The 13,068-nt window shown below is 70.1% G+C and carries 10 protein-coding genes; 8 read left to right on the forward strand and 2 right to left on the reverse strand.

Annotated features, from left to right (window positions below; translation table 11 throughout):
• Positions 1-25 precede the first annotated feature (25 nt).
• The 4 genes from secD to F603_RS0101755 all read left to right on the forward strand — a co-directional run bounded on the left by secD (position 26) and on the right by F603_RS0101755 (position 6,323).
• Positions 26-1,840, forward strand: a complete 1,815-nt coding sequence (gene secD / locus F603_RS0101740; protein WP_026328056.1) for a protein translocase subunit SecD — start codon at positions 26-28, stop codon at positions 1,838-1,840.
• 1 nt (position 1,841) lies between these two features.
• Entirely contained in the window at positions 1,842-3,017 is a 1,176-nt protein-coding gene (gene secF, locus F603_RS0101745; RefSeq protein WP_019544292.1) for a protein translocase subunit SecF, read from the forward strand.
• Positions 3,018-3,055: 38 nt separating this feature from the next.
• Positions 3,056-3,619, forward strand: coding sequence for an adenine phosphoribosyltransferase (locus F603_RS0101750; RefSeq protein ID WP_019544293.1), 564 nt, complete (start codon positions 3,056-3,058; stop codon positions 3,617-3,619).
• Between the two features lie 160 nt (positions 3,620-3,779).
• Positions 3,780-6,323 carry a RelA/SpoT family protein gene (locus F603_RS0101755; RefSeq protein WP_019544294.1) on the forward strand — a complete coding sequence of 848 codons (2,544 nt, stop codon included), beginning with the start codon at positions 3,780-3,782 and terminating at the stop codon, positions 6,321-6,323.
• A gap of 73 nt (positions 6,324-6,396) precedes the next feature.
• Here the strand turns inward: F603_RS0101755 and F603_RS0101760 are convergent, their stop codons facing one another.
• A complete protein-coding gene (locus F603_RS0101760) occupies positions 6,397-7,626 on the reverse strand; it encodes a DUF349 domain-containing protein (RefSeq protein WP_019544295.1) in 1,230 nt (409 codons plus the stop codon).
• Positions 7,627-7,888: 262 nt separating this feature from the next.
• On the reverse strand, positions 7,889-8,716 hold the full coding sequence (locus tag F603_RS0101765; RefSeq protein ID WP_019544296.1) for a peptidylprolyl isomerase: 828 nt from the start codon (positions 8,714-8,716) through the stop codon (positions 7,889-7,891).
• A gap of 176 nt (positions 8,717-8,892) precedes the next feature.
• On the opposite strand from F603_RS0101765, the gene F603_RS0101770 reads away from it, so the two are divergent.
• The 4 genes from F603_RS0101770 (at position 8,893) to F603_RS0101785 (ending at position 13,056) form a co-directional block, all read left to right on the forward strand.
• Positions 8,893-9,621 (forward strand): MBL fold metallo-hydrolase, encoded by a 729-nt coding sequence (locus F603_RS0101770; protein WP_019544297.1) that lies wholly within the window; start codon positions 8,893-8,895, stop codon positions 9,619-9,621.
• Between the two features lie 11 nt (positions 9,622-9,632).
• Positions 9,633-10,910 carry a histidine--tRNA ligase gene (hisS, locus tag F603_RS0101775; protein ID WP_019544298.1) on the forward strand — a complete coding sequence of 426 codons (1,278 nt, stop codon included), beginning with the start codon at positions 9,633-9,635 and terminating at the stop codon, positions 10,908-10,910.
• A gap of 97 nt (positions 10,911-11,007) precedes the next feature.
• Complete coding sequence (locus tag F603_RS0101780; RefSeq protein ID WP_019544299.1) at positions 11,008-11,643, forward strand: vitamin K epoxide reductase family protein; 636 nt, start codon at positions 11,008-11,010, stop codon at positions 11,641-11,643.
• Positions 11,644-11,685: 42 nt separating this feature from the next.
• Positions 11,686-13,056: a replication-associated recombination protein A gene (locus tag F603_RS0101785; RefSeq protein ID WP_019544300.1), complete on the forward strand. Its 1,371-nt coding sequence runs from the start codon at positions 11,686-11,688 to the stop codon at positions 13,054-13,056.
• The last annotated feature ends 12 nt before the right edge of the window (positions 13,057-13,068 follow it).

The following is a 13,068-nucleotide window of genomic DNA, read 5'->3' on the forward strand; positions in this document are numbered from 1 at the left end:
CGGTTGGACAGGGAGAGACGACAAGGTGGCAGCACCGAAGAGGGGCCGCAAGTCCCCCAGCGGACAAGGGAAGCCATGGCGCTCCCTGGCGCTGATGATTTTGGTCATCGCCGGCCTGGTGGGAGGGATGTTCGCCTCCGGGACCGAGACGCCGCGTCTGGGCATCGACCTCGCAGGCGGCACGAGCATCACGCTTGAGGCGAAGAACCAGCCGGGCAAGCCGGATGCGATCAACCAGGCCAACATGGACACCGCCGTGGGCATCATCGAGCGGCGCGTCAACGGTCTCGGTGTGCAGGAAGCCGAGGTGCAGACCCAGGGCGACCGGCACATCGTCGTCAACATTCCCAAAGGGACCAACTCGCAGCAGGCGCGCGAACAGGTCGGCACCACCGCGCAGTTGGCCTTCCGCCCGGTCATCACCCTCGCCCAGGTCGAGCAGGGCAAGCAGCAGTCGCCGAACCCGTCGAACTCGCCCGGCTCCTCGGAGAGCGGTTCGGACGGCGCGTCCCAGAGCGGCAAAGGCGAGCAGCAGAACGACGGCGGAAAGCAGGACGACGGGCAGAAGGGCGACTCCGCCGACGCCGGCGGCCAGGGCCGCGCCGTCACGGACGGGCTCCGCGCCAAGACCGCCGACGAGACCCCGACACCCGGCGAGAGCGCCGAGCCCACGGGCAAGCCGTCGGAGCAGCCCTCGGCGCCGCCCCAGCAGCAACAGCCCCAGCAGCAGGGCGTTCCGCCCGCCGTCGCCAAGCAGTTGGAGCAGCTCGACTGCAGCACCAACGAGGCGAAGGCGAAGGCGAGTGAGAAGGCGGCCGCCGCGAAGAACGGCGACACGATCGTCGCCTGCGACCAGCAGCAGCCGATCAAGTACGCGCTCGGCCCGGTCGGCGTCGAGGGCAAGAACGTGAAGGACGCGGACGCTGTCTTCGACCAGGAGCAGGGTCAGTGGATCGTCCAGATGTCGTTCAACAGCAAGGGGTCCGACGACTTCGGCGACATCACAGGCAAGCTCTCCCAGCAGCCCCAGCCGCAGAACCAGTTCGCCATCGCACTCGACGGCGAGGTTGTCTCGGCGCCCACCGTCCAGCAGCGCCTGACGAACAACGCGCAGATCACCGGCAGCTTCACCCAGGAGTCGGCCGAGGAGCTCGGCAACATCCTTTCCTACGGCGCGCTTCCGCTGACCTTCCACGAGTCCGACGTCACCACGGTGACCCCGGCGCTCGGCAGCGACCAGTTGGAGGCCGGACTCTTCGCCGGCGCCGTGGGGCTGTTCCTCGTGGTGATCTACCTCGTCGCCTACTACCGGGGGCTCTCGCTCATCGCGCTCGTCTCCCTGGTCGTCTCCGGCGTCCTGACGTACACGATCATGACCCTCCTCGGTCCTGCGATCGGGTTCGCCCTCAACCTCCCCGCGGTGTGCGGTGCGATCGTTGCGATCGGTATCACCGCGGACTCCTTCATCGTCTACTTCGAGCGCATCCGCGACGAAGTGCGCGAAGGACGCACGCTGCGCCCCGCCGTCGAGAGAGCGTGGCCGCGGGCCCGACGCACCATTCTCGTCTCGGACTTCGTGTCGTTCCTCGCCGCCGCGGTCCTCTTCATCACGACCGTCGGCAAGGTCCAGGGCTTCGCGTTCACGCTGGGTCTGACGACCGCGCTCGACGTCGTCGTCGTCTGGTTGTTCACCAAGCCGGTCATGACGCTCCTCGCCAGAAAGAAGTTCTTCTCCAGCGGTCACCCGTGGTCCGGCCTCGATCCGAAACGGCTCGGTGCCAAGCCACCCCTGCGCAGCGGTCGTCGTCGGTCGACCCTCAGCGAACCGAAGGAGGCCTGAGGTGTCACGACTCGGCAATATCGGTGCCAAGCTCTACCGCGGTGAGATCGGCTACGACTTCATCAAGCACCGGAAGCTCTGGTACGGCGTCTCCATCCTGATCACCATCACGGCGATCGTGGGCCTCGCGGTCCGCGGCCTCCACATGGGCATCGAGTTCGAGGGCGGCGCCGTCCTCGCCACGCCGAAGACCTCGGCGACCGTGCAGCAGACCACGCACTCGGCCGAGCAGGTCTCCGGTCACCAGGCGATCGTCCAGCAACTCGGCGACGGCGGCATGCGCGTGCAGATCGCCGGTGTCGACACCAGCACCTCGACCGACGTCAAGAACAAGCTCGCCGAAGAGCTCGACGTCAGCGCCGAGAGGATCGACGCGCAGCTCGTCGGCCCGAGTTGGGGCGAGCAGATCGCCAACAAGGCGTGGCAGGGGCTGGGGATCTTCATGGTCCTCGTGGTGGTCTACCTTGCGCTCGCCTTCCAGTGGCGCATGGCGGTGGCCGCCCTGATCGCCCTCATCCACGACATCACCATCACCGTCGGCGTCTACTCGCTCGTCGGCTTCGAGGTCACGCCGGGCACCGTCATCGGTCTGCTCACGATCCTCGGGTATTCGCTCTACGACACCGTCGTCGTCTTCGACGGCCTACGGGAGTCGAGTAAGAACGTCACCAAGCAGACCCGCTACACCTACAGCGAGATCGCGAACCAGTCGATCAACGCCACACTGGTGCGTTCGATCAACACCACCGTGGTCGCGCTGCTGCCGGTCGCCGGTCTGCTCTTCATCGGTGGCGGACTGCTCGGCGGCGGCATGCTCAACGACATCGCCCTCTCGATCTTCGTCGGGCTCGCCGCCGGCGCGTACTCCTCGATCTTCATCGCGACACCGCTCGTCGCGGACTTGAAGGAACGCCAGCCGCAGATGAAGGCGCTCGCCAAGCGGGTGCACGCAAAGCGGCTCAAGCAGGAGGCCCGCGAGGACGGCGACGACCCGGAGGGCCCCGACGACGACGACGGCGACGACTCCGGCCCGTCGGACGACGACCCGAGCAGCCGCCCGACCGTCACGGTGCAGGACGCCCGCGGTAACGGCGCGGCAGGCGTCCAGAAGCAGCGCGCACAGCAGTCGGCACGGAACAAGGGCGGTCGCGGCCGCCCGTCGGGGAAGCGGAGGTGAGTGCCGTGAGCGCAGCGGCAGGAACGGAGAGCGCGGGCGTGGAGAACGACGCGCCCCCGCTCCCGCCCCACGTCCGCGAGCTGCTCGCCGCGCGCATCCACGACGTCCCCGACTACCCGCAGCCCGGCGTCGTCTTCAAGGACATCACGCCGCTCCTCGCCGACCCGGAAGCGTTCGGCGCCCTCACCGAGGCGCTCGCCGAGCTGTGCGCCGCACACGGCGCCACCAAGGTGGCCGGCCTGGAGGCGCGCGGTTTCATCCTCGCGGCGCCCGCCGCGGTTCGGGCCGGGATCGGCTTCCTCCCGGTGCGCAAGGCGGGCAAGCTGCCGGGCGCCACCCTGCGGGAGTCCTACGAGCTGGAGTACGGCACGGCCGAGATCGAGATACACGCCGAGGACCTCGAGCCGGACGACCGCGTGCTCGTCATCGACGACGTCCTTGCCACCGGCGGGACAGCAGAGGCCGGTGCCCGCCTCATCGCGAGCACGGGCGCCGAGGTCGTGGGCGTCGCCGTCCTCCTCGAGCTCGGTTTCCTCCGGGGCCGCGCGAGGCTGGAGCCGGCGCTGGACGGGGCACCGATCCACGCCCTCGTCACCGCTTGACCTGGCGCACGGTCGGCGCACCTGTACAGAACGGGGCATAACGGCGGCCCTTCGGAGCGTTCTCCGAAGGGCCGCCTTTCCTGTGCGTCCCGCGTGCCGCAGCGGGCGCGTGGCAGCGACGGGCGGATGGCTACCATGGCAGTCCCGAGTCCAACGAGGAGTGCTCTTGCCAGACGAGGCCAGGCAGCTCGCCGCACAGCACCAGGACGAGAAGAACCGACCGGGTGCCGAGGAGCAGGCTGCACCGGGGAAGGCCGAATCGGCGGGACGCGAGCGCTCCGAGCCCAAGCCCAGAGGCGGCCGGCAGTCCAAGGGATCGCGTCTCGGGAAGGGCACCCCGCAGCCGGAACCCGAGCCCGCGCCGGCCGACCGCGTCGCGCCGTCGCGCGCCGTCTCCGGTGTCTCGGGCCGCTCCGGCTCCTCCAATCGCGTGCGGGCCCGGCTCGCCCGCCTCGGAGTGCAGCGTTCCAGCCCGTTCAACCCGGTGCTCGAGCCGCTGCTGCGGACAGTCCGGGCCAACGACCCGAAGATCGAGTCCTCCACGCTCCGCCAGATCGAGCGCGCCTACCAGGTCGCCGAGCGGTGGCACCGCGGTCAGAAGCGCAAGAGCGGCGACCCGTACATCACCCATCCCCTCGCGGTGACGACGATCCTCGCCGAGCTCGGTATGGACCCGGCGACCCTCATGGCCGGCCTGCTCCACGACACGGTCGAGGACACCGAGTACGGCCTCGACACCCTCCGCCGCGACTTCGGCGATCAGGTGGCCCTCCTCGTCGACGGCGTCACCAAGCTCGACAAGGTCAAGTTCGGCGAGGCGGCACAGGCCGAGACGGTCCGCAAGATGGTCGTCGCGATGGCCAAGGACCCCCGCGTCCTCGTGATCAAGCTCGCCGACCGGCTCCACAACATGCGCACGATGCGGTACCTCAAGCGTGAGAAGCAGGAGCAGAAGGCCCGCGAGACGCTGGAGATCTTCGCCCCGCTCGCGCACCGCCTCGGCATGAACACCATCAAGTGGGAGCTGGAGGACCTCGCCTTCGCGATCCTCTATCCCAAGATGTACGACGAGATCGTGCGCCTCGTCGCCGAGCGCGCCCCCAAGCGCGACGAGTACCTGGCGCTCGTCACCGACGAGGTCCAGGCGGACCTGCGTGCCGCGCGCATCAAGGCGACGGTGACGGGCCGCCCGAAGCACTACTACAGCGTCTACCAGAAGATGATCGTCCGCGGCCGTGACTTCGCGGAGATCTACGACCTCGTCGGTATCCGCGTCCTCGTCGACACCGTCCGCGACTGCTACGCGGCCCTCGGCACCGTCCACGCGCGCTGGAACCCCGTTCCCGGGCGCTTCAAGGACTACATCGCGATGCCGAAGTTCAACATGTACCAGTCGCTGCACACCACGGTGATCGGCCCGGAGGGCAAGCCCGTCGAGCTGCAGATCCGCACCTTCGACATGCACCGCCGCGCGGAGTACGGCATCGCGGCGCACTGGAAGTACAAGCAGCAGGCTGTCGCGGGCGCGTCCAAGGTGCGTACGGAGGGCGAGAAGGCCGACAAGGACCACGTCAACGACATGTCCTGGCTCCGCCAACTCCTCGACTGGCAGAAGGAGACGGAGGACCCGGGCGAGTTCCTGGAGTCCCTCCGCTTCGACCTCTCCCGCAACGAGGTCTTCGTCTTCACGCCGAAAGGCGACGTCATAGCGCTCCCGGCCGGCGCCACCCCCGTCGACTTCGCATACGCCGTCCACACCGAGGTCGGCCACCGCACCATAGGAGCGCGGGTCAACGGCCGGCTCGTCTCCCTGGAGTCGACCCTCGACCACGGCGACACCGTGGAGGTCTTCACCTCGAAGGCGTCCACGGCCGGACCCTCGCGCGACTGGCTCGGCTTCGTGAAGTCGCCGCGCGCGCGGAACAAGATCCGCGCCTGGTTCACGCGGGAGCGCAGGGACGAGGCGATCGAGCAGGGCAAGGACTCGATCGCCCGCACGATGCGCAAGCAGAACCTCCCGATCCAGCGCATCCTCACGGGCGACTCCCTCGTGACCCTCGCCCACGAGCTTCGCTACCCCGACATCTCAGCGCTCTACGCCGCCATCGGCGAGGGCCACGTCTCCGCGCAGAACATCGTGCAGAAGCTGGTGGAGGCGGTCGGCGGCGAGGACGCCGCCAACGAGGACCTCGCCGAGACGGCACCACCGATGCCGGCGACGCGGAACAAGCGCCGCTCCAACTCCGACCCCGGCGTCGTCGTGAAAGGCGTCGAGGACGTCTGGGTCAAGCTCGCGCGGTGCTGCACGCCGGTTCCCGGCGATCCCATCATCGGCTTCGTCACCCGCGGCAACGGCGTCTCGGTCCACCGTGCCGACTGCGTCAACGTCGACTCCCTCTCGCGGGAGCCGGAGCGGATTCTCGAGGTCGAGTGGGCGCCGACGCAGTCCTCCGTCTTCCTCGTCGCGCTCCAGGTGGAGGCGCTCGACCGGTCGCGACTCCTCTCGGACGTGACGCGGGTGCTCTCCGACCAGCACGTCAACATCCTCTCGGCCGCGGTGCAGACGTCCAGGGACCGCGTCGCCACCTCCCGGTTCACCTTCGAGATGGGCGACCCGAAACACCTCGGCCACGTCCTCAAGGCCGTCCGCCGCGTCGAGGGCGTCTACGACGTCTACCGCGTCACCTCGGCCCGCCGCTCCTGAACCACGACCGACGGCGGGGCCCCGGCCGGAAGCAACTCCCGGCCGGGCCCCGCCGTCGGACGACCGGCCGCAGTCAGCCCCCGAACTCCTCCAGGCCCTTGAGTGCCTGGTCGAGCAGGGCCTGACGCCCCTGGAGCTCCTGCTCCAGCTTCTCCGCCTTCGCCGTGTTGCCGTCCGCGCGCGCCTTGTCGGCCTGCGCCCGCAGCTTGTCGACGGCGTCCTGCAGCTGCCCCGTCAGCCCCGCGGCGCGCGCCCGCGCCTCGGGGTTGCTACGGCGCCACTCGGCCTCCTCGCCCTCCTGAATCGCCTGCTCGACGGCGCGCATCCGGCTTTCGACCTTGGGACGCGCGTCACGCGGGACGTGGCCGATCGCGTCCCACCGCTCGTTGAGCGAACGGAAGGCGGCACGGGCCGACTTGAGGTCGCCGATCGGGAGCAGCTTCTCGGCCTCGGTCGCCAGCTCCTCCTTGCGCGCGAGGTTCTCCCGCTGTTCGACGTCGCGCTCGGCGAAGACCTCGTTGCGGGCCGAGAAGAAGACGTCCTGTGCGGCCCGGAAGCGGCTCCAGAGGTCCTCCTCCTGCTCCCGCTGCGCCCGGCCCGCCGCCTTCCACTCCTGCATCAGGTCGCGATACTTGGCCGCCGTCGGGCCCCACTCCCGCGAGGGCGAGAGCGCCTCGGCCTCGGCCACGAGCTTCTCCTTGCGCTTGCGCGCCTCCTCGCGCTGCGCGTCGAGCTGAGCGAAGTGCGCCTTGCGGCGCTTGGAGAAGGCGGAGCGTGCGTGCGAGAAGCGGTGCCAGAACTCGTCGTCGGTCTTGCGGTCGAGGCGGGGGAGGCGCTTCCACTCGTCGACGAGCGCGCGGAGCCGTTCTCCCGCCGCCCGCCACTGCTCGCTCCCGGCCAACTCCTCGGCCTCGGCGACGAGTCGCTCCTTGGCCTGCTTCGCCTCCTCGCTCTGCTGCGCCTTGCGTGCACGGCGCTCCTCGCGACGCTTCTCGACCGTCCCGGTGAGCGCGTCGAGCCGGCGCGCGAGCGCGTCGAGGTCGCCGACGGCGTGCGCGGCTTCGACCTGCTCGCGCAGGTGATCGATGGCCGCCGTCGCCTCCTTCGCGGAGAGGTCGGTGGTCTTCACCCGCCGCTCCAGCAGCTCGATCTCCACAACCAGGCCGTCGTACTTGCGTGTGAAGTAGGCGAGGGCCTCCTCAGGAGAGCCCGCCTGCCAGGAGCCGACGACCTTCTCGCCCTCGGCAGTACGCACGTATACCGTCCCCGCGTCGTCGACGCGCCCCCACGGGTCGCTGCTCACAGCGCCTCCTCCACATGATGCCTGCTGCGGTGCGCTCGCTGCGCCCTGGGCATCGTCCACATATGTTCACGGTGTCGCCGGCGTTCGTCCCGCCGACGGTGCCGGGCGCGCGAAGCGGAGGCCGGCGGCCGGCCGCTGCCGCCGGCTGCGCCCCGACTGGGAGCGGCCGCCGGTGTGGGCACCCTGCACCCCGCCAACATAGGCGAGAGGGGGCTGCGCTGTCCGCAATCCGACGTCGCGAACTTTGCCGATCAGCGGCGGTTCAGCCCTTCCTGACCTCGGCCTTGTCGATCACCACCGTCGCGTTGGGCGCGGTGTTGCCCGTCTGGGGGTCGGGGACGGAGCCGGCCTTCGCGATCTTCTTCAGCACGTCCATACCGCCGGTGATCTTGCCGAACGGCGTGTAGTCCGGCGGGAGTTGGGTGTCCTCGAAGACGAGGAAGAACTGACTGCCGCCGGAGTCGCGCCCCTTGTCCGCCTGCGCGTCGTACCGGTTCGCCATCGCGACGGTGCCCGCGGGGTACGTGTTCCCCTTCAGGCGGGGGTCCTTGAGGTTCTCGTCCGGGATCGTGTAGCCGGGGTCGCCCTCGCCTGTGCCCTTCGGATCGCCGCACTGGAGGAGGCGGTCGTCGAGGAGGCGGTGGCAGGGGGTGTGGTCGAAATAGCCTTCGCCGGTGAGGAAGTCGAAGGAGTTCACCGTGTGCGGTGCCTTCTCGGCGTCGAGATCCAGGGTGATGTCACCGCAGGTGGTGGCGAGTTCCATCGTGTAGTCGGCGGAGGTGTCGATCTTCATCGCCGGCTCCTTCTCCCACGTCTTGCCGTTCGGCTTGCCCTTCGCCGGCTTCCCGCACGGGTCGGGGGCCTTGGAGCTCGGGCTCGGCGACGGCGCCTCCTCCGCCTTGTTCTCCTCCTCGGAGGCGAAGCCGCCGGTGGCCGCGTAGGCACCGAACGCCGAGAGGACGACCACCGCGCCGGCGGCGATCCCGATGTTGCGCATCCTCGCGCGCCGCCTGCGCTGGGCCCGCCGCTCCAGTTGGCGCCTGTGCTTGTCGCGGGCGAGCTGCTTCCTGCGCTGCTCACTGCTGACCACGGTCGTCTCCTTCGGGCGTGCGCGTGCCAGGGTTCGGCCACGTACGGTATACGGGTTTCCGCCGTGCGCCAGGGCGCCGGTAAGGTGTCCGTGCTGCCACGGAGCGCGGACGTCGGAAACGACCGCTCGCGGCGCCGTCGCAGCGACTCCCCACCGTCGACGATTGAAGGACGATCGTGCTCGTTGCCGGGTTCCCAGCAGGGGCTTGGGGCACCAACTGCTACCTTCTCGCGCCCGGAGCGGGCGAGGAGTGCGTCATCATCGACCCGGGCCACCAGGCCGCGGAGGGCGTCGCGGAGGCCGTGGCGAAGCACCGCCTGAAGCCGGTCGCCGTCATCCTCACCCACGGCCACATCGACCACACCGCCTCCGTCGTGCCCGTCTGCGGCGCGCACGGTGTTCCCGCCTGGATCCATCCGGCCGACCGCTACATGATGAGCGATCCGGAGAAGGGCATCGGGCAGGTCATTGGGCAGCCACTGATGGGCGAGTTGACGATCGGGGAGCCGGACGACCTCGTCGAGCTCTCCGACGGTGCCTCCCTCGAGCTCGCGGGGCTCGAACTGTCCGTCGCGCACGCCCCCGGCCACACCAAGGGCTCCGTGGCGTTCCGCCTCCCGGGCCAGGCCGCCTCCCCGGCGGGCGAGGAGTTTCCCTCCGTCCTGTTCTCGGGCGACCTGCTCTTCGCCGGTTCCGTGGGCCGTACCGACCTGCCCGGTGGCGATCAGGCCGAGCTCCTCCAGTCGCTCGCCCGCGTCTGCCTGCCGCTGGAGGACGAGACCGTGGTCCTCTCCGGGCACGGCCCCCAGACCACCATCGGCCGTGAACGCGCCACCAACCCCTTCCTTCGGGAGGTGGCCACCGGCGGCGGCGCCGAGGGCGTACCACCGCGACGAGGAATGTGACGAGAGAACCAGTGAGCACCTTCAAGGCCCCCAAGGGCACCTACGACCTGATCCCGCCCCGCTCCGCCGAGTACCTCGCGGTGCGCGAGGCGTTCGCCGCTCCGCTGCGCCGCGCCGGGTACGGCTACGTCGAGACTCCGGGCTTCGAGAACGTCGAGCTCTTCGCGCGAGGAGTCGGCGAGTCGACCGACATCGTGACCAAGGAGATGTACACCCTCACCACCAAGGGCGGGGACGAACTCGCCCTGCGCCCAGAGGGGACCGCCTCCGTGCTGCGCGGCGCGCTGGAGAACAATCTCCACAAGGCGGGCAACTTGCCCGTCAAGCTCTGGTATTCGGGCTCGTACTACCGCTACGAGCGCCCGCAGAAGGGCCGCTACCGGCACTTCTCGCAGGTGGGGGCCGAGGCGATCGGCACCGAAGACCCTTACCTCGACGCCGAGTTGATCATCCTGGCGCGCGACTCCTACCGCTCGCTCGGCCTGCGCAACTTCCGCATCCTGCTCAACTCGCTCGGCGACGCCAACTGCCGCCCCGCCTACCGCGCGCTGCTCCAGGAACACCTCCGCGGCCTCGACCTCGACGAGGACACCCGCAGGCGGATCGACATCAACCCGCTCCGTGTGCTCGACGACAAGCGTGAGGCGGTGCAGCGCCAACTCACCGGCGCACCGCTGATGGCCGACCACCTGTGCGCCGAGTGCAAGGCGTACCACGAGCGCGTGCGGGAGCTGCTCACGGCGGCGGGCGTCGACTTCGAGGACGACCCGAAGCTCGTGCGCGGCCTCGACTACTACACCCGCACCACCTTCGAGTTCGTCCACGACGGGCTGGGCTCCCAGTCGGCCGTCGGCGGCGGCGGACGGTACGACGGCCTCTCCGAGATGATCGGCGGCCCCGCGCTGCCCTCGGTCGGCTGGGCCCTCGGCGTCGACCGCACGGTGCTGGCGCTGGAGGCAGAGGGCGTCGACCTCCAACTCCCCGCCGTGACGCAGGTCTTCGGGGTGCCGCTCGGCGAGGAGGCGACCGGGGCGCTCTTCGGGGTCGTCACCCGGCTGCGGAGGGACGGCGTCGCAGCGGACCTCGCCTTCGGCGGCAAGGGCCTGAAGAACGCGATGAAGTCGGCCAACCGCTCGGGCGCGCGCTACGCGCTGATCCTCGGCGAGCGGGACCTCGCCGAGGGCGTCGTGCAGCTCAAGGAGTTGGAGACGGGCGAGCAGGAGGCCGTCGCACTCGATCGTGTGGTGGCCGAAGTCCAGGCGAAGCTCGGGTCGCTTCCGGCCCGTTGAGGCACAATGAGCGCTACCGGCGGCGTGACATCCGCTCACCCCGGTTGTCACCGCCGGTCACGCGTCAGACGGACCGACCGACGGGACCAACACCGCTATGACCACCACCGCACCACACGAGAACGCGCACACCACCGGCGGGAGTTCGCCCGGAAGCGCGGTCGGCGGTGGCCGGGTCTTCGCGTGGATGCTCATCCTCACCGGCGCCGCGGGCCTCCTCGCCTCCTGGGTGATCACGCTCGACAAGTTCAAGCTCCTCGAGGACCCGGACTTCACCCCGGGATGCAGCCTCAACCCGGTCGTCTCCTGCGGCAGCGTGATGGAGAGCGATCAGGCGTCGGCGTTCGGTGCGCCCAACCCCATGATCGGCCTCGTCGCCTACGGCATCGTGATCGCCGTCGGCGCCTCGCTGCTCGCGGGCGCCCGCTTCCCCCGCTGGTACTGGCTGACGTTCAACGCCGGCACCCTCTTCGGCGTGGTCTTCTGCACCTGGCTGATGTACCAGTCGCTGTACAACATCGCAGCGCTCTGCCTCTGGTGCTGCCTCGCCTGGACGGCGACGATCATCATGTTCTGGTTCGTCACCGCCCACAACGTGCGGCACGGCTTCCTCCCGGCGCCCGCTGCCGTGCGCTCCTTCGCCGAGGAGTTCGCCTGGGTCCTGCCGGTGCTCCACCTCGGCGTCATCGGCATCCTGGTCCTGACGCGCTGGTGGGAGTTCTGGACGAGCTGACCGAGGGGCCGGCTGTCGGCGGGGTCCTTTAGGGTTTCCGTCGTGGAGCCCGATCTGTTCACCGCCGCCGCGGAGGAGCGCCAGTCCAAGGACCCCTCCGCGAGCCCCTTGGCCGTAAGGATGCGCCCGCGCACGCTCGACGACGTCGTGGGCCAGCAGCACCTGTTGCGGCCGGGGTCGCCCCTGCGCCGCCTCGTCGGCGAGGGCGGCTCCGGCCCCGCCGGAACCTCGTCGGTCATGCTCTGGGGCCCTCCCGGCACCGGCAAGACCACCCTCGCCTACGTCGTGAGCCAGGCGACGGAGAAGCGCTTCGTCGAGCTCTCGGCGATCACCGCGGGGGTCAAGGAGGTCCGCGCGGTGATCGACGGAGCCCGCCGCTCCTCCGGCGCGTACGGCAAGGAGACCGTCCTCTTCCTCGACGAGATCCACCGCTTCAGCAAGGCGCAGCAGGACTCCCTCCTCCCGGCCGTGGAGAACCGCTGGGTCACCCTGATCGCCGCCACCACGGAGAACCCGTACTTCTCCGTCATCTCCCCGCTGCTCTCGCGCTCGCTGCTGCTCACCCTGGAGCCGCTCACCGACGACGATCTGCGCGACCTGCTCCGCCGCGCCGTCGCGGACGAGCGCGGGCTCTCCGGCCAGGTCGTGCTGCCGCAGGACGCCGAGGACCATCTGCTGCGGGTCGCAGGGGGAGACGCCCGCCGCGCGCTCACCGCGCTGGAGGCGGGCGCCGGCGCGGCGCTCGCCAAGGGTGAGAGCGAGGTCCGCCTGGAGATCCTCGAGGAGGCGGTCGACCGTGCAGCCGTCACCTACGACCGGGACGGCGACGCGCATTACGACGTCGCCAGCGCCCTGATCAAGTCGATCCGCGGGTCCGACGTCGACGCCGCGCTCCACTACCTCGCGCGCATGATCGAGGCCGGCGAGGACCCGAGGTTCATCGCCCGCCGCCTGATGATCTCCGCCAGCGAGGACATCGGCCTCGCCGACCCGACCGCGCTCCAGACGGCGGTCGCCGCTGCCCAGGCCGTGGCGATGATCGGCTTCCCCGAGGCGCGCATCACCCTCGGCCACGCCACCGTTGCGCTCGCCCTCGCACCGAAGTCCAACGCGGCCTACCTGGCGACGGACGCCGCCCTCGCCGACGTCCGCGCGGGCGTCGCGGGCCCCGTCCCGCCGCACCTGCGCGACAGCCACTACAAGGGCTCGCAGAAGCTCGGCCACGGCAAGGGCTACCAGTACCCGCACGACCTCCCCGGCGGCATCGCCTCCCAGCAGTACGCCCCCGACGAACTGCACGGCAAGGAGTACTACCACCCCACCCGCCACGGCGCCGAAGCCCGCTACGCGGACGTCGCAGCCCGAGTCCGCGCACACCTGCGGGGCAAGGCGGGCGACGAGGACCGGGGCTGACCCTCCGGGTTC

The sequence above is a fragment of the Streptomyces sulphureus DSM 40104 genome, from assembly GCF_000381025.1.
GTDB classification, from domain to species: domain Bacteria; phylum Actinomycetota; class Actinomycetes; order Streptomycetales; family Streptomycetaceae; genus Streptomyces; species Streptomyces sulphureus.

Coding starts and splice junctions, on each gene's coding strand:
- F603_RS0101780 (WP_019544299.1), top strand. CDS start 11,008: ATGACCACCACCGCACCACACGAGAACGCGCACACCACCGGCGGGAGT.